The sequence below is a fragment of the Streptomyces sp. NPDC003042 genome (assembly GCF_053591315.1).
Genome location: NZ_JBSFTP010000076.1, coordinates 1 through 23221 on the forward strand (window position 1 = coordinate 1; position 23221 = coordinate 23221).

Sequence of the window (23221 nt, forward strand, 5' to 3'; positions counted from 1 at the left end):
ACCGCAGCGGCGACGAATGGAAGTTCCGCGCGGTCGGCCAGGGCTACGCCTCCGGCCTGGCCGGCATCACCGCCGACTTCGGCGTCTGACGCGACAGCCGATGCGGGCGGCCCGGATTCACCCCGGCCCGCCCGCAGTCACGTGACCCGGTAGGCGGCGGGCGGAACCGAGAAGGCGGTCGAGCGGTGCAGCAGATCGGTTCGAGCCTCGGGACCGAGCTGTACGAGAACGTCCGCTGTCCTCCGACGCTGGGGGAGTGCGGCCCTCAGTCCGCTGCGGAGCCCGTGCAGCGCGGCCGCGTCGGCGGTGCGGTAGCGGACCACGCGGCCCGCGAGCGAGAGGTCGACGAACGGCATCTCCTCCGGAGTGCCGGCAGAGGCAGCCGGACCGGTAACCGTACCGAGGACCTGGTGCAGTGGGAGGGGCCAGAGTTCGTCCTGCTGCCACAGCCGCGCACCGAGGCTGCTGTCGACCCGGTATGCCGTGCTCGTGGCGTTGTCGACAACATCCCATGTTCCATCGGCTCGTTCGAGGGCGACCCATGGGGTGCTGTCAGTCATCGCGTCCACCCCCACGTGCGCTGGAGGGCAGAGGCGGGTCGTCGGGTTGGGTCTTCCGGGCTCCCACGCCTACCAGATAGGCGCCGTCGTGGTTCTCGCCGAGTCCGGTCAGCGGTGTGAGGAGGTGCTCGACGAGGGCCGGGCTCTGGAAGACGCCGCATGACGGATCGGTGGCGAGTCCCAGTGCGATGCGCTGTGCGTCGCGTCCGCACTGGATGAGCGCGTTCTCCCAGGCCACCACACCCTGGTTCACAGGGTGGGGGACGAGCCAGGCGACCGCTGATATACCGGCTGTCCAGGACTGGCCGATGGCGGCACGTTGGATGTCGTCGGGGGTGGGCGCCGCTCCCACGCGGACCCAGCCCTCGCCGTCGCGCCGATACGTGCCCGGGTCCAGGACGTCGCTCGGGTGCAGCAAGCTCAACCGGACTTCGCTCCGTACGGTCGTCAGGATCCGGAGCAGGGATTCCAACGTCGACGCGGATACGGGCCGTTGGGCGAAGGCGCGGTGCGTGCGGCGCGCGGCCAGGGCTGCGGGCAGCCGGGACCAGGGCAGGGGCGGTTCGGCGTCAGCCGTGGTCGTCGCCTGGAGTCCGTGGAGGCGGGCTTCACCAGCCGCGTCGGCATGAACCAGCAGAGACGGGAACCAGCCGGACTCGATCCACGGCTGTGCCCGGTCCCAGAGGGCCATGGCCTCGACTGCGGGGAGAAGCGCCCGCGCGGCCACCAGCTTCTCCACCTCCCCGAGGGGCGCCCCACTGCTCTCGCAGATCTCGGCCGGCCGGGACGGCCGGTCACCCCGCGTGCTGGGGTTGGCGTAGGCGAGTGCTGTGACCGCCTCCGGTGTCAGTGCGGTCAGGTCCTGAGATTCGGAGTGCACCTGGGCGTAGAGGCCATCGGCTCGCGGTATGAGCGACAGGAACGGGTTGGTGCGGTACTCGCCGTCCGCGTCCGCGTCCGCGGATCCGGGGTGGGCCGCCGGTAGTAACCCGGCCTTCACAGCGGCCGGTTCTGGCGTGGCGACGAGTACACCCAGAACGGGGTCGGGGCCGGTGAACGTCGGTAGCGGAAGCCAGGCGGTGGACCACCCGGTGGACCGCAGCGCCAGGTCCAGCGTTTCGAGAACGTGGCCGGCGTCGATGAGGACCGGCCGGAAGGCCCGTACATCCCGGTAGCGCCACATGGCCCGCTCAACATGGCTGGAGAGGACGAAGGCGAGCCCGAACGGAGGGATGGCCACCTCCACAGGCAGGTCGGCCTCGGCGCGTACGAGCGCGTGCTGCTCGCCGTCGTACCACCAACAGCCCCGCAGGGGAGCCGGCCATGCGTCGCCGACGATCACGCCGAGATCCGTGGGGTGCCGGGCGCCGCCGGACGGACTGGTCTTGAGGACGATGGGACCGTGCCGCCCGTGACGGCAGCCGGTGATCCGGCCCGCCGACGCCAGCCACGCGGCCAGAAGACCAGCGCTGGGAGGGTTGGAATTCCCGACGGGGAGCGAGGTCTGCGGCAGGGCAGTGCTTGCTCCGGGGCGCGGTGTCGTGACGGGTGGTGGCGCTTCGTGTGCCGCGTAGCCGTCCATGAGGGCGCGGTCGGCTTCGTGGCTCGTCTCGACGCTGTAGTCGAGGAAGGGATAGTCGAGGTTGAGGCGGCGGTAGTGGGCAAGGAAGTTGGGTGGCTCCGGACTTCCCCAGGCGTCGGAAATGCCGAGGGTCATCGCGGCCGCGGTGAACTCTTCGTTCGCCTCGCGTCCCTGGCCCCGCGCGATCCAGGACAGCAAAGCGCATTCCCGGTCCTTGCCGGAGAGGATGTACGCCTGGCGGGTGGCGGCATCGACGGCGACCCACCGCGCGTCGGCTTGGATCTGGGGCGCCATGGCCCGTGCGGGAAATACTCGAACCCTGTCCATTGTCGAAGTCCCTCGTGAGGTGGGCCGGATCAAGGGCGGCCGAGGCCCGCGGCAGCCGGTGCTGCCGCGGGCCTGTTGCTCAGGAGCTGTTCTGCACGAGAGCGCGGCGGAACAGGGGGACCGCGGCGTAGATTCCGGCGCTCGCGTCGGGCATCGAGAACCAGACGGCGTCGGCCGGCGGCTGATGGTCGGCCGCGAAGCGCTCCAGATCGGAGCGGGTCAGCAGCCACCGCCGGTCACGGTCGGGGTCGGAGATCAGGATGGAGGGATTGGTCGAGCCACTGCCCGCGATGACGGGGACCTGTTCGCACAGTGTCTCGGACGGAAGGACGAACACGACGTCGGCGCCCTCACCGAGCCGTGCCGGTTCGACCGTGAACTCGCCCAACAGCTCAGGGTCGAGTATGTACGTGGCGCTCTTTCCGGGGTCTTGCACCGCGATTTGCACAGGCGCCTTCCCACAAGTCGACCGCAGGGACTGGTGGATCCAGACACGCTGCGGAGTGGTACTCGTGACGTGTCAGCAGGGGAGCCGTTCGGTCTCTCGCTGTTCGGATGCCCGCATTGTGTGGTGACTGACCGTCACAGAGCGGAGACTCTAGTACGAACATCTGTGCCTTGTGCAGTGCATTGGGCGGTCTTACCCGACATGGCCGAAACCTTCTACCGGGAGCTGCCCTGAAGCGGGCCGAACGGCAGACCGTCCCGCGGCTGAAAGTGGAACGGCGCCGCCGACGCCTCGCGTGAGGGTCGGCAACGCCGTCATGGGTTTTGCTTCGACTACATGGTGATCTCGTACTGGAGTTGCTCGCTCTCGGCCACTTCGAGTTCCACGTCAGCGATGTTTCCCGCGGATCGCACGTCCGCACTGATCTGGCGAAGAGTCGCCAGCAGCGAGGCCGGCCCGCGGGCGGTCACCGTGGCCACCTCGGCCCGCATGGAAACCTGGGCCGCGCTCTTGGCCTTCCGGATCGCGGCGATGGCGTCGGCGGCGACGTCCAGGAGCTGAGGGTCGCCCTTCAGGGACAGCTCGCGCAGCTCCGTTCCGCTGGGCCACTGAGCCCGGTGCACCGAGTCCTGCTGCCACCAGCTCCACGCCTCCTCGGTGGCGAACGGCACGAACGGCGCGAGGAGTCGCAGCAGCACCGAGAGGGCCGTCGACAGGGTCGCCTGAGCGGAGGCCGCGGCCTCTTCGCCCCCTCCGCCGTAGGCGCGGCTCTTCACCAGCTCGACGTAATCGTCGCAGAACGCCCAGAAGCACCGTTCGATCGTCTCCAGCGCGCGGGCGTAGTCGTACGCCTCCAGCTGGGCCGTCGCCTCGTCCACGACATCGGCGAGCCGCGCGAGGAGCGCCTGGTCGAGTGGGTTGGTCACGGCGGTCCGACGCTCGGCCGCACCGAGGCCCAGTACGAACTTCGACACGTTCAGGATCTTGATGGCCAGACGTCGGCCGATCTTCATCTGGCCGATCTCGAACGCGGTGTCCGTACCCGGGCGGGCGGACACGGCCCAGTACCGAACGGCGTCCGACCCGTGCTGGTCCAGGAGGTCCAGCGGGGTGACGACGTTGCCCTTGGACTTGGACATCTTCTTGCGGTCCGGGTCGAGGATCCAGCCACTGATGGCGGCGTGGGCCCAGGGGAGCGCGTCGTGCTCCAGCTCGGCGCGGGCGACGGTGGAGAAGAGCCAGGTGCGGATGATCTCGTGGGCCTGGGGGCGCAGGTCCATCGGGAACACCCGCTGGAAGAGGTCCTCGTCGTACCCCCAGCCGCCGGCGATCTGCGGGGTCAGGGAGGACGTCGCCCAGGTGTCCATCACGTCCGGATCACCGGTGAAGCCGCCGGGTACGTCGCGCTGGTCCGCCGTGAACCCGGGCGGAGCGTCGCTGCTCGGGTCCACGGGGAGTGACTCCTCCGACGGCACGATCAGCTCGTCGGTGGGGTTGCCATCGGAGTCCAGCTGGTACCACACCGGCACGGGCACGCCGAAGTAGCGCTGCCGGCTGATCAGCCAGTCCCCGGCGAGCCCTTCCACCCACGACTGGTACCGGTTGCGCATGTGGTCGGGGTGCCAGCTCAGCTCATTGCCCCGCTCCAGCAGCTTCTGCCGGAGGGCGGCATCCCGCCCGCCGTTGCGCAGGTACCACTGGCGGCTGGTGACGATCTCGAGCGGCTTGTCGCCCTTCTCGTAGAACTTGACCATGTGGTTGAAGGGCCGCGGTTCACCGACGAGGCTGCCCTCGGCGCGCAGCAACTCCACCAGCCGCTCGCGGGCCGTGTGCGGGGTCGCTCCGGCGAGCTGCGCGTACGCGGCCTTCGCGGCCTCGGAGTCCAGCACCGCCGGCACCTCGCGTACGAAGCGGCCGTCGCGACCGATCACGGACCGCGTCGGAAGATCGAGCTCACGCCACCACACCACATCGGTGGTGTCACCAAACGTACAGATCATGGCCGCGCCGGTGCCCTTCTCGGGGTCGGCCAGCCGGTGGGCCACCACCGGCACCTCGACGCCGAAGACAGGCGTGCGCACGGTGGTACCGAAGAGCTTCTGGTAGCGCGCGTCGTCCGGGTGCGCCACGACGGCCACGCAGGCGGGCAGCAGCTCGGGCCGCGTCGTGGCGATTTCCACCGCCGGACCGGCCTCTGACCGGAACAGCAGGTGGTGATAGGCGCTGGGGCGCTCACGGTCCTCCAGCTCGGCCTGGGCGACCGCCGTCTGGAAGGTCACGTCCCAGAGTGTCGGAGCCTCGGCCTGGTACGCCTCCCCGCGGGCGAGGTTGCGCAGGAAGGCCCGCTGCGAGATGGAGCGGGCCCGGCCGTCGATGGTCTGGTAGGTGTGGTTCCAGTCGACGGACAGCCCCAGTCGGCGCCACAGGCTCTCGAAGACCTTCTCGTCCTCGACCGTGAGCCGCTCGCACAGCTCGATGAAATTGCGGCGGGAGACCGGGATCTGCTGCTTGCCGGGGTTGGCCGGCGGGGTGAAGTCCGGATCGTAGGGCAGCGAGGGGTCACAGCGGACGCCGAAGTAGTTCTGGACCCGGCGCTCGGTCGGCAGGCCGTTGTCGTCCCAGCCCATCGGATAGAAGACCGCCTTGCCGCGCATCCGGTGGAAGCGGGCGAGCGCGTCGGTCTGGGTGTACGAGAACACGTGTCCGACGTGGAGGGAGCCGCTCACGGTGGGCGGGGGCGTGTCGATCGAGTACACCCGCTCGCGTGGCGCGGTGCGGTCAAATACGTATACGCCCTGCTCGTCCCAGGTCGGAGCCCATTTGGCCTCGAGGCCGTCGAGTGTGGGCTTGTCGGGTACGCCCTGGCGAGGAGATGCGGTCGTCATGACGCTAGATGGTATCGGTCTGAGCGGGTCGGTAATTCCCTTACGGAATAGAGCAGTTCAAGCCACATCCGGCTAACCGTCATGAGTGATGTTCGGATCATGTGTCGGGCTGTCCGTGCGTGTGGCAGCGGCTCGGTGAGGGTGTTCAAGGAGGGGAAGGCACATCCTCGGGCGGGAGGAGGCCGAACAGTGGCAGGCAAGGACTGAGCCCCGTGATCTCGATTTCCTTCGCCAGGGCTACCCGCCACAGCGAGCGAGGAAGCCGCAGGCGCTGCAAGATGACCACCTCGCCTCGCACAATCCGGCGCTCGATACCGTCGGGGACGTAGCCCAGCTTGCTGGATACCGCCAGCGAGGCGGCGTTGTCGGTGAACGAGCCGGTTGTCGCCTCCTCGGCATCCAGTCCGGCGAACGCAAGGTGGAGCACGGCAGCCCGCATCTCCGTACCCATGCCCTGGCTCTGATACGGCAGCCCGAGCCACGACGCGGTGTTGACCTCTCTGACCAGCGAAAAGCGCTTGGCCGCCAGGGCCTGTATGCCCACGGGCCGGCCGCCGAGGAAGACGGCCAGGTTCAGAGACCAGTCCTCGGGTCTCCAGTTCCCGAGCCGTAGCCAGTGATGCTGGACCACGGATCGCGCCCTTCCGAGCCCCGGCAAGTCGGTCCAGCCACTGCTGAACGGCATGAGCGAGGGGTCGTGGACGCCATCGTGCGCAAGATCAGCCAGTTCCGCCAGCTCGTCCGGTCCGGGCAGACGAAGCTCCAGACGGGGCGTCGTCAGCCGCAGACCGAGCAGCGGCCAATAGTCGATCAGCACGATCCAGTCTCTCCACGGTGCCACTCGCCCGGCCACTCGGGTTACACCCAATGGAGGCAGCGCTGCCTCGCCGTCTTGTCGTGCAACCATCGGCTGCGGAGCCGTCTGCCTCCGGCGCCGGCCCGGATCCTGGACGTGGGGGGAGGCCCGGGGACTCACGCACGCTGGCTCGCCGAGGACGGTTACGCGTCGCCCCCGCGCTCTGCCCAACAGCTGTCGGCTTGTGGCCTGGCCGGCAATTCCATCGCTTCCTACGGGATGCGGACCGGCTACGTCGGCGGACGGGATATGGGCGGGGGGCGTCTGCAGACCTCCGGCACGTGGCTCATGTACGCATCTGTCACTAGGCGTTGCTCCACCCGGCTGTGCTGGAAAACGAGTCCAGCAGGTCCACCACGAAAACCAGGGTCGAGCCCGCCGGGATCAACGGCGAGGGCGACTGATTGCCGTAGCCGAGACGCGGGGGAACGATGATCTCGCGCCGACCGCCGACCTTCATCCCCCTCACCCCCCGGTCCCAGCCCTTGATGACCTTGCCACTGCCCAGGGCGAACTTGAACGGCTGGCCCCGGTCCCAGGAGGCATCGAACTCCTTCCCGGACTCGAAGGTCACCCCGACATAGTGGACCTTGACCACCATGCCCGGCTTCACCTCAGCCCCGTCCCCGACGACCAAGTCCCGGATGGTCAGCTCGGTAGGAGCGTCACCCTCCGGAACGTCGACCTCGGGCTTCGTCAGTTCACTCATTGCCGCCTCATCACTCTCCGTCGGAAGCCCTCGCACGGACCAGCCGGACACATGGACACTCCATGCAGCAGATGGTCACGCTACCGAGAATGCCGATCCCCAGAGCACACCCCGGCCACACGTCCATCACTGTGCTTTCGGTCAATCGAATCGCCTGGGCCGTGGACGGCGAGCGGGGCGCAGTGAGATGACGGCCAGTGTCTCCTGGTATGCGCGGTGGACCGGCGCGCTGGTCCGTGAATGGTCCGGATCTTCCCTGGAGGTCAGGCACCGTGCTCAACTTCTAGAAGAAGCCGAGCTTCTTCGGGGAGTAGCTGACCAGCAAGTTTTTCGTCTGCTGGTAGTGCTCCAGCATCATCTTGTGGGTCTCGCGGCCGATGCCGGACTGCTTGTAGCCGCCGAAGGCGGCGTGGGCCGGGTAGGCGTGGTAGCAGTTCGTCCACACGCGGCCGGCCTGGATCGCGCGGCCCGCGCGGTAGGCGGTGTTGATGTCGCGCGTCCAGACGCCCGCGCCCAGGCCGTACGCGGTGTCGTTGGCGATGCGGACGGCGTCGTCGAAGTCCTGGAACGAGGTCACCGAGACCACCGGGCCGAAGATCTCCTCCTGGAAGATCCGCATGCGGTTGTCGCCCTCGAAGATGGTCGGCTGGACGTAGAAGCCGCCCGCCAGTTCGCCGCCGTGGTCGATGCGTGCGCCGCCCGTGAGGACCTTCGCGCCTTCCCGCTGCCCGATCTCCACGTACGAGAGGACCTTCTTCAGCTGCTCCTCGGAGGCCTGCGCCCCGATCATCGTGTCCGTGTCCAACGGGTGCCCGGGGACGATGAGTTCGGTGCGGGCGACGGCGGCGTCCAGGAAGTCGCCGTAGCGGCCCCGCTCGATCAGCGCGCGCGACGGGCTCGTGCAGACCTCGCCCTGGTTGAGGGCGAACATCGTGAAGCCCTCCAGGGCCTTGTCGCGCAGGTCGTCGTCCGTCGTCCAGATGTCGTCGAAGAAGAGGTTGGGGCTCTTGCCACCGAGTTCGAGGGTGACGGGCTTGAGGTGCTCCGCCGCGTACTGCATGATCAGGCGTCCGGTGGAGGTCTCCCCGGTGAAAGCGATCTTCGCCACGCGCGGGCTGGAGGCGAGCGGCTTGCCCGCCTCCTCGCCGAAGCCGTTGACGATGTTGACGACGCCCGGCGGCAGCAGGTCCACGATCAGGCTCAGCCAGTAGTGCACCGAAGCGGGCGTCTGCTCGGCCGGCTTGAGGACCACCGTGTTGCTGGCCGCCAGCGCCGGAGCGATCTTCCACACCGCCATCAGGATCGGGAAGTTCCACGGGATGATCTGGCCGACCACGCCCAGCGGCTCGTGGAAGTGGTACGCGACCGTGTCCTCGTCGAGCTGGCTGAGCGCTCCCTCCTGGGCGCGCAGCGCGCCCGCGAAGTAGCGGAACTGGTCGACGGCGAGCGGGATGTCCGCGGCGAGGGTCTCGCGGACCGGCTTGCCGTTCTCCCAGGTCTCCGCCACCGCGAGGGCTTCCAGGTTCTGCTCCATCCGGTCCGCGATGCGCAGCAGGATGGTGGACCGCTCGGTGACGGAGGTCCGCCCCCAGGCGGGCGCCGCCGCGTGGGCCGCGTCCAGCGCGCGCTCCACGTCCTCGGCCGTGCCGCGCGCGACCTCGGTGAAGGGCAGGCCCGTGACGGGGGAGGGGTTGGCGAAGTACCGGCCCCGGGCGGGCTCGACGTACTCGCCGCCGATGAAGTGGTCGTAGCGGGACGCGTAGGACATGAGCGCGCCTTCGGTACCGGGCGCAGCGTAACGGGCCATGGTGTCCTCCCCTTGCCGGGCGCCGGCCGCCGTCGGACAGCGCTCGGGGAGGAGGCTAGGAGCGGGCAGGTTGCGGATACGTTGCACGCCCCGTCCGCGGCCGCGCCGGGGGCGGGAGCGGGAGCGGGGGCGGGGGCGGGGGCGGCAGCGCGGGCGGCCCGCCGCCGAGTTCCGCGTCGAGGGAGCGTACGCGGGCCAGCGCGGCGGGGCGTGCTTCGGGCGGCAGGGCTTCGGCCAGGGCCCGCCACGCCGCCGGGTCCTCCGCGCCCCAGGGGCCGCACACCCAGTCGGTCAGCAGCCCCGCGTCCGCCCGCGCGATCACGGCGGCCCGCGCCTGGTCATCGATGCGGCGCCGCAACCGGACGATGCCGGGCGCGCCGGAGGCCGGCAGCAGGGGTCCCGCGTACCGGGCGAGCGCGGCCGAGACGGCGCCCGCTGCCAAGTGCCGGGTCACGGCGGTGAAGTCGGCCTCCAGCGGCACGGCGGTCCGGTAGGGGCGGGAGAGCAGGTTCCGCGCGCCCAGCAGTCCGCGCAACCGTGATATTTCAGCGCGCAATGTGACAGCTGACACCGACTCGTCCTCGTACAAAGCGAACGCCAGCTCCTCCCCGGACAGTCCTTCGGGGTGGTGCGCCAGCAGCGTCAGGATCTCGCTGTGCCGCCGCCCCAGCGGGATATGTCGGCCGCCGAGCACCAGCAGCGCCTCGTCGCGGCCGAGCGCGGTGAGGGTGTCGCGGTCGGCGGCCGACGCCGGTTCGAGCAGGGCCAGTTGGGCCTCGGCGGCCCGCGCCACCGCCTGTACGAAGGCCAGCGAATGGGGGTGGGCCAGTCCGTCGCCGCCGGTGATGTCGATCGCGCCGAGCACCTGGCCGGTGCGCGGATCGCGGACCGGGGCCGCCGCGCACGTCCAGGGGTGGACCCGGCGGCTGAAGTGCTCGGCGCCGAAGACCTGTACCGGTTCCCCGACCGCGACCGCCGTGCCGGGTGCGTTGGTTCCCATCGCCGTCTCCGCCCAGCGGGCACCCGGTACGAAGCCGAGCCGCTCGGCCCGTCGCAGGGTGGCCGGTTCTCCCTCGACCCAGAGCAGCCCGCCCCGGGCGTCGCACACCGCGAGCAGATGCGCCCCGTGCGCCGCGAACGCCCCTACGAGCTCCCGGAACAGCGGCATCACCCGGGCCAGCGGATGCTGCGCCCGGTACGCCCGCAGCTCCGCCTCCGCCAGCTCCAGCCGAGGCGCGCACTCCGGGCTGACCCGGGCCCGGGCGCACCGCCGCCAGGACTTCGCGATCACCGCCCGGACCGGGGCCTCGACCCGCCCCTCCCGGGTGAACGCGGCGTGCGCCCGCCGCAGGACCCGCGTGCGCTCGACGGGATCGGCCCCGCCCGGCAACGCCAACGACGGATCGCCCATGTCGCCCTCCCGTGATGCCCTGTGCCGCGGTACGCGGAGCGCCCCCCATCGTCGTGCGCGCCCCGGACCCCCACAAGCGCTACGTCGGCCAGTCCGCGTCGAAACCGCCACTACGGGCCGACTTCGGCCTGCTCCGCGTCGTCCGCGTCGTCGGGGTCCTCCGCCTCCAGCACCGCGAGCGCCGCCGCCGACCCGCCTGAGCGTGCGGGCAGGCGCGGCGGGTGACGGCGCCGAGAACACCTGGCGCGGTGCCGGACCGGCCTGGACCCAGCCTTCGCGCGCGACCGGATGCCGGGCCGCTGATTCCCGGGGCAGGCGGCCCCGACGGATCACGGAAGAGCATCCTCAAACTTGACTACCGGGGTTACGGGGCGGCCGGCACTACCCCGGCCGAGGCCGGGAACGCGTGGTCGCACTGGCGCGTTGAGTAGGCAGTAAGCAGGAGGCGACAGCCGACGCAGAAGAGGTGTCCGTAGATGTCCAAGAGCGGAAAGATTGCCGTTGCCGGGGTTGCGGCAGCCGTCGTAGTGTTCTGGGTGCTGGGCTTCTGGGCGGGATTGGCGGTCCTGATCGGAGTGCCCGCGATCGGGTACCTCCTGCTTGATCCGTCCCAGCGGCGTCGTCTGCGGGGTATGTCCAGGAAGCAGCTCGGCCGCTGAGGGCGGCAAGGGGGTATTTCTCATGAACACCGCACAGGTCGCGGCGGTCAGCAGGAACGACGTGTACTCGTTCACCAAGCCCAACCGGGAGAGCATCACGCTGCTCGCGGGGCTCGGCGTCGAGGGGGACGTGCACGCCGGTGTCACGGTCAAGCACCGCTCGCGGGTGGCGCAGGACCCGACCCAGCCGAACCTGCGTCAGGTACACCTGATCCACCGGGAACTGTTCGACGAGGTGGCCGGCTCTGGCTTCAGCGTCGAGCCGGGCCAGCTCGGGGAGAACGTGACCACGCAAGGCATAGACCTGCTCGCTCTGCCCACCGGCACGCTGCTCCGCCTCGGCGAGGAGGCGGTGGTGGAGGTGACCGGTCTGCGCAATCCGTGCCTGCAGATCGACAACTTCCAGGGCGGACTGCTCAAGCAGGTCGTCGGCAGGGACGAGGAGGGCCGGCTGATACGCAAGGCCGGGATCATGGGCGTGGTCCACCAGGGAGGCACCATCCGCCCTGGCGACCCCATCACCGTCACCCTCCCGGCGCCCCCGTACGTCCCGCTCGAACGCGTCTGAGGTCGGCCGGGTGCGGGCGGCGGCAGCGGCGGTAGCGGGTCAGTAGTAGTCCCGCATCAGGGCCGTGGCCCAATGCGGCTGCCGTGTCTCGCCGCGAGGCCCGAACTCCGCCATGTACGGCTTGAGGTCGAGCACCGGCGTACCGTCCACCGCGTCCAGGCCCTCCACGTGCACGTCCAGACCGTCCACCTTGAGCACCCGGCACCGCGAGACGCCGAGCCGGTTCGGACGGTTCTTGCCGCGCTGGGCGAAGATGCCGACGAGGGGCCAGTCCGGGTTGCCCCTGGGGCGCCGCGCACCCGTCTCGACCTTCTCCACCGGAACCCGGTCGAAGTGGTAGACGACCTCGACGTGCGAGAAGTCCTCCAGCCCGTACAGCGCTTCAGGACCAAACCGCTCGGCGTCCAGCCGGATCACGGCAGACTCGCGCCCCCAGTCGTCGTCCACCACCTCCGTACGGCCTCCCACGACCACGCCCACTGCCTGCGACTCCACCACCACGGTGTCTCCCCTCCTGTTCAGGCCGGCCGTGCGGCGACGCGTTCCAACGCCGCCAGCAGGTCCGGCAGGTCCGGCAGCTCGGTCTCCCCGCCGTGCGGGACCACGAGGACCTCGCCCGGTTCCTCGTCCAGCAGCACGAAGGCCGTGTCGTCGGTCCGGGCCACCAGCGACCAGCCGGGCCCGTCCGCCCGGAGCGTCCGCGCGCCCTCGGCGGCGAAGGAGGACCGCACCCGGCCCGGCGGCGGCGCCTGACGGGTGTACCCCACCGCCTCCTTCAGCGCCCGCGCGAGTCCCGGGTGCGCGGCGGCTGCCGCTCCACCGTCCGTGGCGACCCGCTCGCGCCAGTCCGCCCACTCGCGGGCGATCTGGTCCGCGCCCATGCGCCGCTGCACAGGACCCCACGCGTCCGCCGAGGGCGGCGTCAGCGGCACCCGTCCCGTGCCGTCCGCGCCCTGTTCCGGATCGTGCGGCTCGGGTATCCCCGGCGTCGCCACCGTCAGCTCCAGCGGCCAGCCCGCCAGTGAGGCCACGATCGTCCGCTCGTCGGGCGACAGGTCGTACTCCATCCCGCAGTCCCAGGAGGCGATGGCGGCGGCCACGAGCGAGACGTCGTCCACGACGACCGTCCAGCGCGCACCCTCCTCGTCCTGCCCGAGCACCAGCCCGTACCCGTCGGCGACCGGCCGTACGCCCAGCAGGGCGCAGGCCTGCGGGAAGTCGTCGCCCAGGACCGCCGGGAACTGCGTGGGGGTCAGCAGCACGGCGGTCAGCACGTACAGCGAGCCCCCGTCCTCCTCGTCGGACACGTGACCTCCCGATCGCTCTCTCGTCGGCGCACCTTAACCAGCCGGTAACACGCGCGTCGAGAGCCCACGGGTGCCGATTTCCAAGGTCCCTACGTACACGTAGAGTTGGGCACCCGCCACAGAAAGGACACCGGTGCAGCGCTACGACCGGCTGAGGGAGATCCTCCGGCTCGATCCCGACACAGACTTCCTGGCCATCTACCGGCTCACCGCCACCTACGAGTTCCCCTGGGACTTCACCAGGGCCCTGGAGCTCGCCCTCTTCAGGACCTACGCCGTCCCCACCATCGGCGGCCTGCTCGCCGAGACCGCCGAGTTCACCGAGCGCACCCAGAAGCGCTACGACGACACCGCGCTGCTCCTCGACGCGGTCGTGGAGCACGGTTTCGACAGCCCTACGGCGCGCACCGCCATCCGCCGCGTCAACCAGATGCACCGCGGGTACGACATCTCCGACGACGACATGCGCTACGTCCTGTGCACGTTCGTGGTGATTCCCGCACGGTGGATCGACGCCTACGGCTGGCGCCCGCTGACCCACCACGAGCGCCGGGCCTGCGCCAACTACTACGCCACGCTCGGCCGCCATCTGGGCATCAAGGACATCCCGGGCTCCTTCGAGGAGTTCGAAGCCACCCTGAACGCCTACGAGGACGCCCACCTCGGTTGGGACGAAGGCGGCCGCAGGGTCGCCGACTCCACCCTCGACCTGATGGCCTCCTGGTACCCGCCGCCGCTCGCCCCGGCCGTGCGCGGCGCGAGCCTCGCCCTCCTCGACGAGCCACTGCTGAGCGCCCTGCGCTACGAGAGCCCGCGCCCGGGCGTCCAGCGGCTGGTCCGCGGCGCCCTGCGGCTGCGGGGCCGGGCGGTCCGGCTGCTGCCCCCGCGCAAGGTCCCGCACTACGCCCGCCAGAACCCGGAGATCAAGAGCTACCGCGGCGGTTACGACGTGGGCGAGCTCGGCACGTTCCCGGTGCCCGGCTCGGGAGGCTGTCCCGTGCCGCATCCCCGCCGCCCGGCCGGAGCCGACGCCCAGCCGCCCACGTAGCCAGGTTCTGTCGGTCCTGTCGGCCCTGTCGGCATCCTTCGGCCTCCTCCGCCGTCAGGCGCGGCGTACCGCCAGCACCAGGAAGCGGTCGTCCTCGTCGGCGTACGAGGTCAGGTCCCAGCCCGCACCGGACAGCAGTGGGCCGAGGTTCCGCTCCGCCCGCAAGTCGTCGGGGGTCAGCTCGCGGCCGTGGCGCGCGGCGAGCGCGGCGCGCCCGATCGGGTGGAACAGCGCGAGGCGGCCGCCGGGGCGGACCACGCGGGCGAGTTCGCGCAGGTTCGACGCCGGGTCGGGCAGGTGTGCGATCAGGCCTGCCGCGAACACCGCGTCGAGGGCGCCGTCGCGCAGCGGCAGCCGGGTCACGTCCGCACGCAGCAGCGCGGCCGCTGCCCCGCGTCCGGCCCGCTGGGCGGCGGCCAGCATCTGCTCGGTGAGGTCCACGCCGAGCACCGTTCCGGAGGGTCCGACGGCCGCGCGCAGGGCGGGCAGCGCCCGTCCGGTGCCGCAGCCCGCGTCGAGCACCTTGTCCCCGGCCTTCAGGCCGAACTCGGTCACGGCCCTCGCGAAGGCGGACTCGTCCGCCGGGAACTTACGGTCCCAGTCGGCGGCGCGCGCCCCGAAGAACTCCTGCACGTGCGTGTGGTCTTCGCTCATGCGTCCATGATCTCGTACGGCTCGGTGCGCCTGCGGACCGTGCGCAAGGTGGCACGCGGTGCGATCGAAGACGAACGTATCTCTGTCATATTCCAGCAGTTCCAGCGGCTTTCGAAATGCTCCCCTTGTTCGTGCACTCACCCGGACTAGCGTCCGGTGGCCATGGGACACCTGGACCACGCCGCCTATGGCTGGCTGACACCCGCACTGTCATATGTGATGGCATCGATCGGCGCCGCCCTCGGGCTGCGCTGCACCGTCCGCGCGCTCGCCGCGACGGGATCCTCCCGCCGCAACTGGCTCCTCACCGCGGCCTCGGCCATCGGCACCGGCATCTGGACGATGCACTTCATCGCCATGCTCGGCTTCCACGTCACCGGCACCGAGATCCACTACAACGTGCCGCTGACCCTCCTCAGCCTGCTCGTCGCCATGCTCGTGGTCGGCGCCGGCGTCTTCGCCATCGGCTACGGCAAGGACCGCGGCCGGGCCCTCGTCCTCGGCGGCCTGACCACCGGCCTCGGCGTCGCGAGCATGCACTACCTCGGCATGGCGGCCCTGCGCCTGCACGGCGAGATCACCTACGATCCGCTCGTCGTCGGCCTCTCGGTCGCCATCGCCGTCGTCGCCGCCACCGCCGCGCTCTGGGCCGCGCTCAACATCAAGTCGCCCGCGGCCGTCGCCGTCGCCTCGTTCGTCATGGGCGTCGCCGTCAGCAGCATGCACTACACCGGAATGAAGGCTGTCGCCGTTCGCGTCGCCCCCTCGGACGCGGCGCTGTCCGGCGCCACCGCCACGCAGTTCATCTTCCCGCTCGCGGTCGGGCTCGGCTCGTACCTCTTCGTGACCGCCGCCTTCGTCGCGCTCTCCCCGACCGCGCACGAACGCGCCGCCACCGCCTCCGCCCACAACCTCGGCGAGGGCGCCGTGCCCGCCGGCTGAGCCCCGGGAGGCCCCGCCCAGCCCCCTGCGCCCCCCGCATCCCTTCAATCCGTACGCACGCCCCGGAACGAGGAACCCATGCGCACACCCCGCACCAGACCGGAAGCGGCCGCGTCGAGGCTGCCCGCCCATGCGGGCGGCCACGGCAGGGGGACCGGCCGCCGGGCGCACGCCGGGCCCCCCGCCGAGGAACCGGCCGGGCCACGGACCCCGCGTCCCGCCACGGCCGCGGACGGCGCTGCTCGCGCCGCCGCCGCCGCCACCGCCGGCGCCGGCGACGCCCGGCCACGGATCCGGCTGCGGCCCGCCACCGTCCGCGCGAAGATCATCTCGCTGCTGATGGTCCCGGTGGTCTCGCTGCTCGCCCTCTGGGCCTTCGCCACCGTCAGCACCGCCCAGGACATCGCCCGGCTCAGCCGCGTCCAACAGGTCGACGCCCAGATACGCACCCCCGTCGCCGCCGCCCTCTTCGAGCTCCAGGCGGAACGCAGGGCCGCCGTACGCTTCCTGGCCGATCCCGCCGCCGAGCAGGGCTCCGCGCTGGCGCAGCAGGCCCGCCGCACCGACGACGCCGTGCGCCGGCTCCGGCTCGGTGACCGGCACACCGTCGCCGACTCCGGGGACTACCGCACCGACGTGGTCGTGCGGCTCGGTGCCTTCGTCACTGCCGCGGAGGCGCTCGGCGCGGCCCGCAAGGACATCGGCGACCGCCGCGCGACCCCGGACGGCGCCTACGAGACGTACACCCGCGTGGTCGACTCCGCCCTCGCGGTCGACGGCGCCCTCTCCGGTGGCCGGGACGCCGAACTGGGCCCCGACGCCCGGGTCCTGCTGGAATTCACCCGCGCCGCGGAACTACTGTCCCGCGAGGACGCCCTGCTCGCCGTCACCGGGCCGCGCACCACCGAGGCACTGCGTCGCCTGACCGGCGCCGTCGAGACCCGCCGCGCGGTGACCGCCGCAGCCGCCCGCGACCTGCCCGCCCCCCAACAGGCTGCCTGGCAGGCCGTGTCGACGAGCTCCGCCTACGCCGACCTCACTGGCGCCGAGGACCGGGCCCTGGCCGCCCCGGGGCAGGAGGCGCACGGGGCGCCCGCCGGCTGGGAGGCCGCTTACACGAGCGTCAGCGCCTCGATGCGGGAGGTCCGGCAGGCCGCGCACGCCGAAGCCGTCGACCGCGCCGACCCGTTGGCCGAGGGGGCACTCGGCCCGGCCGGCGCCGCCGTGCTGCTCGGCCTCGCCGCCGTCGCGGCCACTCTCGTCATCTCCGTCCGCATCGGCCGCGTCCTGGTCGTGGAGCTGGTCTCGCTGCGCAACACCGCCCTGGAGATCGCCCACAGCAAGCTCCCGCACGCCATGGACAGGCTCCGGGCAGGGCAGGCCGTCGACATCGACGTCGACGCGGAGGCCCCGCCCGGCCCGCCCGCCGAGGACGAGATCACCCAGGTCGGCGAGGCCCTGTCCACGGTGCACCGTGCCGCGCTCACCGCCGCTGTCGAGCGCGCCGAACTCGCGAGCGGAGTGAGCGGAGTCTTCGTCAATCTCGCCCGCCGCAGCCAGGTGCTGGTCCACAAGCAGCTGACCCTGCTCGACTCGATGGAACGGCGCGCCGACGACCCGGGCGAACTCGGCGACCTCTTCCGGCTGGACCATCTCACGACCCGGATGCGCCGGCACGCGGAAAGCCTGATCATCCTGTCGGGCGCTGCCCCGGGCCGGGCGTGGCGGATGCCGGTCCCGCTGACCAACGTCGTACGCGCCGCCGTCTCGGAGATCGAGGACTATCCGCGCGTCGAGGTCCGCCGGCTCGCCGAGGCCGCCGTCGTCGGCGGGGCCGTCGCGGACCTCACCCACCTGCTCGCCGAACTGATCGAGAACGCCACGCAGTTCTCCCCGCCGCACACCAAGGTCCGGGTCAGCGGTGAGCCCGTCGGCGCCGGGTACGTCCTGGAGGTCGAGGACCGCGGCCTCGGCATGGGCCGCGAGGCACTGGCCGAGGCCAACCGCCGGATCGAGCAGTCGGAGGCCCTCGATCTCTTCGACAGCGACCGCCTCGGGCTCTTCGTGGTCAGTCGGCTCTCGGCCCGGCACGGTGTGAAAGTGCACCTTCGCACGTCACCCTACGGTGGCACCACTGCGGTGGTACTGCTGCCCACCTCCCTGTTGCAGGGCGCGATCACGGCTCCGCCCGCCGTCGGGCCGGAGCCCGAGGACCGCCCGGAGCCGCCACAAGCGGCGGCCCCAGCCTCCGCCCCAGCAGCCCCCGCCCCAGCCCCCGCCCTCGCGCCGGACCCCGAGCCGCAGGAGCCCCGCCCCGCCCCGGTGGCCTCCCTCCGGCCGCGCGGCACCGGCGGCGCGGTCGCCCGTACGCAACCCGCCCCGGCCGCCCCGCCCACCCCGGCCGCCCCGGCCGCCCAGGTCGGCTCGGTGACCGAACTGCCGCGCCGGGTACGCCAGGCCAGCCTCGTTCCGCAGCTGCGCGAGGCCCCGGCCCAGGCCCCCGCCGGTGCTCGGCTTCCCGAGGAGCCGGCGGGCCGCACCCCGGAGCAGGCCCGCGACCGGATGGCCGCCTACCGGGCCGGCTGGGCGCGCGGCACACAGGAGAACTCCCCTCACGCAGGCAGCGAAGGAGAAGTGTGATGATCGAGGACCAGAGAATCGACCTCGACGGCGTCCGCCGGTCCGGCGAACTGGACTGGCTGCTCGACGACCTGGTGAGGCGGGTCCGCGAAGTCCGGCACGTGGTGGTCCTGTCCAACGACGGGCTGGCGGTGGGCTCCTCCAGTGCGCTGAGCCGGGAGGACGCCGAACACCTGGCGGCCGTGGCCTCCGGCTTCCACAGCCTCGCCAAGGGCGCGGGCCGGCACTTCCAGGCCGGCGGGGTGCGCCAGACGATGGTGGAGATGGACGAAGGGTTCCTCTTCGTCGCCGCCGCCGGAGACGGTTCCTGCCTGGCCGTCCTCAGCACGGCCGGCGCCGACATCGGGCTGATCGCGTACGAGATGGCCCGTCTGGTCAAGCGGGTCGGCGAGCACCTGTACACCCCGCCCCGGTTCGCGGTGCGCCCGCCGGCAGCCGGTTGAGGGCGGCGGTCCGGCACATGAACGGCCAGTGGTACGACGCCGAAGCGGGCCCGCTCGTCCGTCCGTACGCTATGACCGGCGGGCGTACGAAGCCCGGGCCCCATGGGGTCCGCTTCGACCTGATCGCGCTCGTGGTGGTCGACCCGGCGGCCTCCGAGGCGGCGGACGAGGCGCTGCTCGGCCCGGAACACCGGTCCTTGCTCGGACTGTGCCGCTCCGAGACCCAGTCGGTGGCGGAACTCGCCGCGGACGCGGACCTGCCGGTGGGTGTGGTGCGCGTGTTGCTGGGGGACCTGCTGGAGGCGGGGCACGTCAAGGTCAGCCGCCCGGTACCGCCCGCGCAGCTGCCGGACGAGCGGATTCTGCGGGAAGTCATCGAAGGATTGCGAGCGCTGTGATGGGACTGCACGACAACGGACCGGCGGGGCAGGCCGGCCAAGCAGGGCAAGCAGGGCAGGCGGGGCGGGCGGATTCCGGGGCGGATTCCGGGGCGGAGGAGGAGCTGGCCTCGCTCGCCCTGAAGATCCTCGTGGCCGGTGGCTTCGGTGTCGGGAAGACCACGCTCGTCGGCGCCGTCAGCGAGATCCGGCCGCTGCGGACGGAGGAGTCGCTCAGCCAGGCCGGCGAACTGGTCGACGACACGGGCGGGGTCGACCAGAAGACCACGACGACCGTGGCCATGGACTTCGGGCGGATCACCATCAGGTCCGGGCTGTCGCTGTACCTGTTCGGGACGCCGGGTCAGGACCGGTTCTGGTTCCTGTGGGACGAGCTGTCGCAGGGCGCGCTCGGAGCGGTGGTCCTCGCCGACACCCGGCGGCTCGAGGACTGCTTCCCGGCGGTGGACTACTTCGAGCACCGGCGGATCCCCTTTGTGGTGGCGGTCAACTGCTTCGCCAACGCCCGGCGTTACGGGGCGCCCGAGGTCTCGCGGGCGCTGGACCTGGACCAGGGGACGCCGGTCGTGCTGTGCGACGCGCGGGACAAGGACTCGGGGAAGGAAGTGCTGATCAGGCTGGTCGAGTACGCCGGGCGGGTGCACACCGCCCGGCTGCTCGACTCGGTGGGACCGCAGACAGGCCCCGTGTGAGGGGCTGGATCGGTTTTCGGGCTACCGGTCAGTCCGCGACGCCTGCCGTCGCGATCACCTTGTCGATGGAGACCCGGACGAGGAGTTCGCCGGGCACGGCGTTGCGGCGGCCGAAGGCCTGGGCGCGGTCCTCGCCCATGTAGCGGGCGCCGATCCTGGTGGCCCAGCGGAGCATCGTCTCCGGGTCCTCGGCGTAGGTGCAGGTCTTGGCCCGGCCCTGGAGGACGACGTAGGAGAAGGGCGGCCGGTCGTCGTCCACGCACACGGCGACCCGGCCGTCACGGGCCAGATTCCGCCCCTTGACGGTGTTCTCCCCAGTGTTGAACACGAAGGAATCTCCGTCGAGAACGAACCAGATGGGAGCGATGTGAGGGCTTCCGTCCTCGCGGACCGTGGACAGTTTGCCGGTGCGGGTGGAGTGCGAGACGAAGGCCGGCCATTCCTCTTGAGTCATCTTCTGTGCCATGGGTCCATCCTCCTTGCCGGAAAGACCCTGGTGGGGAAGGCTTGCGCCACGACTACGCGGGGTGGGGCGCGGCCATGTCGGCCGCGTCGACGGGGAGGGGCTGGAAATGGCACTGGACAAGCAGCTCGACTGGTTGCTGGACGACCTGACACGAAGAGTCCAACAGGTCAGGCACGCCGTGGTGTTGTCGAACGACGGGCTGGTGACGGCGGCGAGCGCCGGACTGGCGCGGGAGGACGCGGAGCATCTCGCGGCCGTCGCGGCCGGGCTGCAGAGCCTGGCGAAGGGGTCGGGGCGGCACTTCCGGGCGGGTGAGGTGCGCCAGACGATGGTCGAGTACGACGAGGGGTTCCTCTTCGTCGTGGCGGCCGGCTCGGGCAGTTGCCTGTGCGCGCTGAGCGCCGCGGAGGCCGACATCGTACAGGTGGCATACGAGATGACGCTGCTGGTCAACCGGGTCGGCGAGCATCTGGGCGTCGCCGAGCGGCGCATCACAGGGGGCTGACTTCCCGAAGTTATCCACAGGCCTCGCGGGGTGATGTCGCTCTGGGTTACGGTCCTTGCACAGAGTGATCGTCGCTCGTGGGGGAGGACTGTGATGAAGGTGGATACGAGGACATGTACGCGACCGGTGACGGACGCCGCCGCCCGGTTGCCGCTGTCGGCGCCGGTGCAGACGTCGCCGCTGCCGGCCGTGGTGCCCGTTCCGATTGCGGTGGCGGAGTCGTCCGGGGTGGATCTACGGGTGCCCATGCGGCCGGAGCCACTGCTCGGCGGTGTCCGGGCCGCCGGGCAACTGGGCCTCGGGCGCGCTGAGTTCGCCCGGGCCGTACAGCTGGGGCTGGTCCGCGCCGGCCCCCGGGCGCCGGGCGGAGCGGCCCGCTTCACCCGGTCCGAGCTGGAGCGGGTCCGGGCGGCCGAGGGTTTCCCCGAGAGCCTGCGGGCCCAGGTCGAGACCGTGGCCGGCGCCGACGCGGGAGCGAAGGTTCTCGGGACCGGGCCGAGCCGGTTCACCCGCCTCGCGCGCTGCGGACACCTCACGCCCGTCGGCTACCGGATCAACCGCTACCGCGTCGTCGTCTGGCTGTATCTGACCGCGGAACTGAGGGAGTTCGCCGCCGGGGAACCGGCGACACTGCGCGGGATGGCTACGCCCGATGACCGGGAGCTGATGGCAGCCCAGGCGGATCTGCGCCCGCGCGGGTGGCGGGCCCGGCATGTGGGCCTGCTGCTGAGACGAACCTCCGATCCGTGGGAGCGGGCGGCCGTGCTGGCCTCCGCGCTCCCCGAGGAGGAAGTGCGGGCGGCCGTACCGGATCCGGAGGAGCGGATCGTACTGGCCGCTCTCGCACCGCCCCCGCCCTACGGCCACCCGCAGGTCCCGGCGGCCGCCGCGGTGGCGCACCGGCTGTTGCGGGCCCAGTCGCCGGAGGAGGTCCACTGGTACCGCACCAGCCTGGAATTCGCCCTGACCGGGGCGCGAGGTCAGTCGAACTCGACGGGGGAGAGGGGGCCGACGTAGACCCAGGCCCCGCCCTCCCGGGAGAAGGAACTGTGCTCGTGCAGTGAGCCGGTGTGCCCGCCCTCGCGGTAGTGGGCGCGGAACTCCACCGACCCCTGCGTATCGAACATCCCGCCGCGCTCGGTGGCGAGGATCTCCAGCCGCTCCCAGCGCTGCCCGGGATCCAGCTCGAGCCGGTCCGGGCGCGTCGAAGGATGCCAGGAGCGCAGCAGGTAGGCGGTGTCCCCGACCGCGAAGGCGCTGAAGCGCGAGCGCATCAGCGCCTCGGCGGTGGGCGCCTGCCCGGCGCCGGAGTGGAAGCGGCCGCAGCACGCCGGATAGGCGGCGGGCAGCCCGCAGGGGCAGGGGAGGGAGGGGGTGGGCATGGACCTGCTCAGCTCTTGGGGGCGGACGGGTACGGGCGGAACAGGCCTTCCTGGACCACCGAGACCAGCAGCCTGCCCTCCAGGTCGTAGATGCGGCCACGGGCCAGACCGCGGCCGCCGTGCGCGATGGGCGACTCCTGGTCGTACAGGAACCACTCGTCCGCCCGGAACGGCCGGTGGAACCACATGGCGTGGTCCAGGGAGGCCATGTCGAAACCGCGCATGCCCCACAGGGGTTCGACGGGGATGCGCACCGCGTCGAGGAGGGTCATGTCACTGGCGTAGGTGAGGGCGCAGGTGTGCACGAGCGGGTCGTCGCCCAGCGGGCCGACCGCCCGCATCCACACCGCGCTGCGCGGATCGGCGTCCTTGAGCTCCTCGGGGGTCCAGCGGAGCCGGTCCACGTACCGGATGTCGAAGGGCTGACGGCGGGCCATCCGCTCCAGTGCCTCGGGCAGCGCGCCCAGGTGCTCGCGGATCTCGTCCACGACCTTCGGGAGCGTGTCCGGGTGGGGGAAGTCGAGGCGGGGAGGCAGCTGGTGCTCGATGCTGCCCTCCTCCGGGTGATGGAAGGAGGCGGTCAGGTTGAAGATGGTCTTGCCCTGCTGGACGGCGGTGACCCGGCGCGTGGTGAAGGAGCGCCCGTCGCGCACCCGTTCCACCTGGTACACGATCGGCACCCCGGGGATCCCGGGGCGCAGGAAGTACGCGTGCAGCGAGTGCACCGGCCGCTCACTCTCGGTGGTGCGGCCGGCCGCCACCAGCGCCTGGCCGGCGACCTGTCCGCCGAACACGCGCTGGAGGGATTCCTGCGGGCTGGCGCCCCGGAAGATGTTGACCTCGATCTGCTCCAGGTCGAGCAGATCGACCAGTCTCTCGGCGGGGTTCGTCATCAGAGGTTCTCCACTGTCAGGTCCGGGCGGAGCCGGCGG

Annotated in this window: 26 protein-coding genes; 12 read left to right on the forward strand and 14 right to left on the reverse strand. The window is 71.5% G+C overall.

The features are described 5' to 3' along the window. A partial coding sequence (locus ACWDYJ_RS28825) for a TerD family protein (protein ID WP_451568514.1) occupies nucleotides 1-89 on the forward strand: 89 nt, incomplete at its 5' end. A gap of 48 nt (nucleotides 90-137) precedes the next feature. On the opposite strand, the gene ACWDYJ_RS28830 is transcribed toward ACWDYJ_RS28825, so the two are convergent. The 8 genes from ACWDYJ_RS28830 to ACWDYJ_RS28865 form a co-directional block, all read right to left on the reverse strand. Further along, nucleotides 138-560: a hypothetical protein gene (locus ACWDYJ_RS28830; protein WP_451568516.1), complete on the reverse strand. Its 423-nt coding sequence runs from the start codon at nucleotides 558-560 to the stop codon at nucleotides 138-140. Then, complete coding sequence (locus ACWDYJ_RS28835; RefSeq protein WP_451568517.1) at nucleotides 553-2436, reverse strand: hypothetical protein; 1884 nt, start codon at nucleotides 2434-2436, stop codon at nucleotides 553-555. The genes ACWDYJ_RS28830 and ACWDYJ_RS28835 overlap by 8 nt, the downstream gene beginning before the upstream one ends. A gap of 112 nt (nucleotides 2437-2548) precedes the next feature. After that, nucleotides 2549-2857: a hypothetical protein gene (locus ACWDYJ_RS28840; protein ID WP_451568518.1), complete on the reverse strand. Its 309-nt coding sequence runs from the start codon at nucleotides 2855-2857 to the stop codon at nucleotides 2549-2551. A 392-nt stretch (nucleotides 2858-3249) separates the two neighbouring features. Further along, complete coding sequence (gene valS, locus ACWDYJ_RS28845) at nucleotides 3250-5802, reverse strand: valine--tRNA ligase (protein WP_451568519.1); 2553 nt, start codon at nucleotides 5800-5802, stop codon at nucleotides 3250-3252. Nucleotides 5803-5947: 145 nt separating this feature from the next. Beyond that, nucleotides 5948-6619 (reverse strand): GNAT family N-acetyltransferase, encoded by a 672-nt coding sequence (locus ACWDYJ_RS28850; RefSeq protein ID WP_451568520.1) that lies wholly within the window; start codon nucleotides 6617-6619, stop codon nucleotides 5948-5950. Between the two features lie 343 nt (nucleotides 6620-6962). Further along, nucleotides 6963-7367, reverse strand: coding sequence for an FKBP-type peptidyl-prolyl cis-trans isomerase (locus tag ACWDYJ_RS28855; RefSeq protein WP_451568521.1), 405 nt, complete (start codon nucleotides 7365-7367; stop codon nucleotides 6963-6965). A gap of 283 nt (nucleotides 7368-7650) precedes the next feature. Then, nucleotides 7651-9174, reverse strand: coding sequence for an acetaldehyde dehydrogenase ExaC (gene exaC, locus ACWDYJ_RS28860; RefSeq protein ID WP_451568522.1), 1524 nt, complete (start codon nucleotides 9172-9174; stop codon nucleotides 7651-7653). Nucleotides 9175-9229: 55 nt separating this feature from the next. Continuing rightward, nucleotides 9230-10585, reverse strand: coding sequence for a GAF domain-containing protein (locus ACWDYJ_RS28865; protein ID WP_451568523.1), 1356 nt, complete (start codon nucleotides 10583-10585; stop codon nucleotides 9230-9232). Between the two features lie 14 nt (nucleotides 10586-10599). Between ACWDYJ_RS28865 and ACWDYJ_RS28870 the strand changes: the two genes are divergently transcribed. The 3 genes from ACWDYJ_RS28870 (at nucleotide 10600) to ACWDYJ_RS28880 (ending at nucleotide 11812) form a co-directional block, all read left to right on the forward strand. Further along, on the forward strand, nucleotides 10600-10785 hold the full coding sequence (locus tag ACWDYJ_RS28870; protein WP_451568524.1) for a hypothetical protein: 186 nt from the start codon (nucleotides 10600-10602) through the stop codon (nucleotides 10783-10785). Nucleotides 10786-11061: 276 nt separating this feature from the next. Next, on the forward strand, nucleotides 11062-11244 hold the full coding sequence (locus ACWDYJ_RS28875; protein ID WP_451568525.1) for a hypothetical protein: 183 nt from the start codon (nucleotides 11062-11064) through the stop codon (nucleotides 11242-11244). Nucleotides 11245-11266: 22 nt separating this feature from the next. After that, on the forward strand, nucleotides 11267-11812 hold the full coding sequence (locus ACWDYJ_RS28880; RefSeq protein WP_451568526.1) for an MOSC domain-containing protein: 546 nt from the start codon (nucleotides 11267-11269) through the stop codon (nucleotides 11810-11812). A gap of 39 nt (nucleotides 11813-11851) precedes the next feature. On the opposite strand, the gene ACWDYJ_RS28885 is transcribed toward ACWDYJ_RS28880, so the two are convergent. Beyond that, nucleotides 11852-12307, reverse strand: a complete 456-nt coding sequence (locus ACWDYJ_RS28885; RefSeq protein ID WP_451568547.1) for an SAM-dependent methyltransferase — start codon at nucleotides 12305-12307, stop codon at nucleotides 11852-11854. A gap of 23 nt (nucleotides 12308-12330) precedes the next feature. Continuing rightward, nucleotides 12331-13119: a hypothetical protein gene (locus ACWDYJ_RS28890; RefSeq protein ID WP_451568527.1), complete on the reverse strand. Its 789-nt coding sequence runs from the start codon at nucleotides 13117-13119 to the stop codon at nucleotides 12331-12333. A gap of 133 nt (nucleotides 13120-13252) precedes the next feature. On the opposite strand from ACWDYJ_RS28890, the gene ACWDYJ_RS28895 reads away from it, so the two are divergent. Continuing rightward, on the forward strand, nucleotides 13253-14167 hold the full coding sequence (locus ACWDYJ_RS28895; RefSeq protein ID WP_451568528.1) for an oxygenase MpaB family protein: 915 nt from the start codon (nucleotides 13253-13255) through the stop codon (nucleotides 14165-14167). Nucleotides 14168-14221: 54 nt separating this feature from the next. Here the strand turns inward: ACWDYJ_RS28895 and ACWDYJ_RS28900 are convergent, their stop codons facing one another. After that, on the reverse strand, nucleotides 14222-14821 hold the full coding sequence (locus ACWDYJ_RS28900; protein WP_451568529.1) for a class I SAM-dependent methyltransferase: 600 nt from the start codon (nucleotides 14819-14821) through the stop codon (nucleotides 14222-14224). A 162-nt stretch (nucleotides 14822-14983) separates the two neighbouring features. Here ACWDYJ_RS28900 and ACWDYJ_RS28905 point away from each other — a divergent pair, with 162 nt between their 5' ends. The 5 genes from ACWDYJ_RS28905 (at nucleotide 14984) to ACWDYJ_RS28925 (ending at nucleotide 19936) form a co-directional block, all read left to right on the forward strand. Beyond that, nucleotides 14984-15763: an MHYT domain-containing protein gene (locus tag ACWDYJ_RS28905; protein WP_451568530.1), complete on the forward strand. Its 780-nt coding sequence runs from the start codon at nucleotides 14984-14986 to the stop codon at nucleotides 15761-15763. Between the two features lie 78 nt (nucleotides 15764-15841). Then, the gene (locus tag ACWDYJ_RS28910; RefSeq protein ID WP_451568531.1) at nucleotides 15842-18403 is read left to right on the forward strand and encodes a sensor histidine kinase; all 2562 of its coding nucleotides are present in this window, start codon (nucleotides 15842-15844) and stop codon (nucleotides 18401-18403) included. After that, entirely contained in the window at nucleotides 18403-18846 is a 444-nt protein-coding gene (locus ACWDYJ_RS28915) for a roadblock/LC7 domain-containing protein (RefSeq protein ID WP_451568532.1), read from the forward strand. Before ACWDYJ_RS28910 ends, ACWDYJ_RS28915 begins: the two co-directional genes overlap by 1 nt. A gap of 17 nt (nucleotides 18847-18863) precedes the next feature. Next, on the forward strand, nucleotides 18864-19244 hold the full coding sequence (locus ACWDYJ_RS28920; RefSeq protein WP_451568533.1) for a DUF742 domain-containing protein: 381 nt from the start codon (nucleotides 18864-18866) through the stop codon (nucleotides 19242-19244). Continuing rightward, nucleotides 19244-19936, forward strand: coding sequence for a GTP-binding protein (locus ACWDYJ_RS28925; RefSeq protein ID WP_451568534.1), 693 nt, complete (start codon nucleotides 19244-19246; stop codon nucleotides 19934-19936). The genes ACWDYJ_RS28920 and ACWDYJ_RS28925 overlap by 1 nt, the downstream gene beginning before the upstream one ends. Nucleotides 19937-19964: 28 nt before the next feature. Here ACWDYJ_RS28925 and ACWDYJ_RS28930 read toward each other — a convergent pair whose 3' ends face one another. Then, nucleotides 19965-20402, reverse strand: a complete 438-nt coding sequence (locus ACWDYJ_RS28930; RefSeq protein WP_451568535.1) for a PPOX class F420-dependent oxidoreductase — start codon at nucleotides 20400-20402, stop codon at nucleotides 19965-19967. A 106-nt stretch (nucleotides 20403-20508) separates the two neighbouring features. On the opposite strand from ACWDYJ_RS28930, the gene ACWDYJ_RS28935 reads away from it, so the two are divergent. Together ACWDYJ_RS28935 and ACWDYJ_RS28940 are read left to right on the forward strand one after the other, a co-directional pair. Beyond that, nucleotides 20509-20907 carry a roadblock/LC7 domain-containing protein gene (locus ACWDYJ_RS28935; protein ID WP_042800536.1) on the forward strand — a complete coding sequence of 133 codons (399 nt, stop codon included), beginning with the start codon at nucleotides 20509-20511 and terminating at the stop codon, nucleotides 20905-20907. A gap of 126 nt (nucleotides 20908-21033) precedes the next feature. Further along, complete coding sequence (locus ACWDYJ_RS28940; RefSeq protein WP_451568536.1) at nucleotides 21034-21924, forward strand: DUF6397 family protein; 891 nt, start codon at nucleotides 21034-21036, stop codon at nucleotides 21922-21924. Here ACWDYJ_RS28940 and ACWDYJ_RS28945 read toward each other — a convergent pair. Next, nucleotides 21888-22289 (reverse strand): YchJ family protein, encoded by a 402-nt coding sequence (locus ACWDYJ_RS28945; protein WP_451568537.1) that lies wholly within the window; start codon nucleotides 22287-22289, stop codon nucleotides 21888-21890. The two genes, ACWDYJ_RS28940 and ACWDYJ_RS28945, sit on opposite strands and share 37 nt — an antisense overlap. A gap of 8 nt (nucleotides 22290-22297) precedes the next feature. Next, on the reverse strand, nucleotides 22298-23182 hold the full coding sequence (locus tag ACWDYJ_RS28950; protein WP_451568538.1) for an acyl-CoA thioesterase: 885 nt from the start codon (nucleotides 23180-23182) through the stop codon (nucleotides 22298-22300). Nucleotides 23183-23221 lie beyond the last annotated feature (39 nt).

Bases quoted from the DNA above. Each gene is read 5' to 3' on its own strand.
- ACWDYJ_RS28830 (WP_451568516.1), bottom strand. From the start codon at position 560: ATGACTGACAGCACCCCATGGGTCGCCCTCGAACGAGCCGATGGAACA.
- ACWDYJ_RS28835 (WP_451568517.1), bottom strand. From the start codon at position 2,436: ATGGCGCCCCAGATCCAAGCCGACGCGCGGTGGGTCGCCGTCGATGCC.
- valS (WP_451568519.1), bottom strand. From the start codon at position 5,802: ATGACGACCGCATCTCCTCGCCAGGGCGTACCCGACAAGCCCACACTC.
- ACWDYJ_RS28855 (WP_451568521.1), bottom strand. From the start codon at position 7,367: ATGAGTGAACTGACGAAGCCCGAGGTCGACGTTCCGGAGGGTGACGCT.
- exaC (WP_451568522.1), bottom strand. From the start codon at position 9,174: ATGGCCCGTTACGCTGCGCCCGGTACCGAAGGCGCGCTCATGTCCTAC.
- ACWDYJ_RS28865 (WP_451568523.1), bottom strand. From the start codon at position 10,585: ATGGGCGATCCGTCGTTGGCGTTGCCGGGCGGGGCCGATCCCGTCGAG.
- ACWDYJ_RS28870 (WP_451568524.1), top strand. From the start codon at position 10,600: ATGCCCTGTGCCGCGGTACGCGGAGCGCCCCCCATCGTCGTGCGCGCC.
- ACWDYJ_RS28875 (WP_451568525.1), top strand. From the start codon at position 11,062: ATGTCCAAGAGCGGAAAGATTGCCGTTGCCGGGGTTGCGGCAGCCGTC.
- ACWDYJ_RS28880 (WP_451568526.1), top strand. From the start codon at position 11,267: ATGAACACCGCACAGGTCGCGGCGGTCAGCAGGAACGACGTGTACTCG.
- ACWDYJ_RS28900 (WP_451568529.1), bottom strand. From the start codon at position 14,821: ATGAGCGAAGACCACACGCACGTGCAGGAGTTCTTCGGGGCGCGCGCC.
- ACWDYJ_RS28905 (WP_451568530.1), top strand. From the start codon at position 14,984: ATGGGACACCTGGACCACGCCGCCTATGGCTGGCTGACACCCGCACTG.
- ACWDYJ_RS28910 (WP_451568531.1), top strand. From the start codon at position 15,842: ATGCGCACACCCCGCACCAGACCGGAAGCGGCCGCGTCGAGGCTGCCC.
- ACWDYJ_RS28915 (WP_451568532.1), top strand. From the start codon at position 18,403: ATGATCGAGGACCAGAGAATCGACCTCGACGGCGTCCGCCGGTCCGGC.
- ACWDYJ_RS28920 (WP_451568533.1), top strand. From the start codon at position 18,864: ATGAACGGCCAGTGGTACGACGCCGAAGCGGGCCCGCTCGTCCGTCCG.
- ACWDYJ_RS28925 (WP_451568534.1), top strand. From the start codon at position 19,244: ATGGGACTGCACGACAACGGACCGGCGGGGCAGGCCGGCCAAGCAGGG.
- ACWDYJ_RS28930 (WP_451568535.1), bottom strand. From the start codon at position 20,402: ATGGCACAGAAGATGACTCAAGAGGAATGGCCGGCCTTCGTCTCGCAC.
- ACWDYJ_RS28935 (WP_042800536.1), top strand. From the start codon at position 20,509: ATGGCACTGGACAAGCAGCTCGACTGGTTGCTGGACGACCTGACACGA.
- ACWDYJ_RS28945 (WP_451568537.1), bottom strand. From the start codon at position 22,289: ATGCCCACCCCCTCCCTCCCCTGCCCCTGCGGGCTGCCCGCCGCCTAT.
- ACWDYJ_RS28950 (WP_451568538.1), bottom strand. From the start codon at position 23,182: ATGACGAACCCCGCCGAGAGACTGGTCGATCTGCTCGACCTGGAGCAG.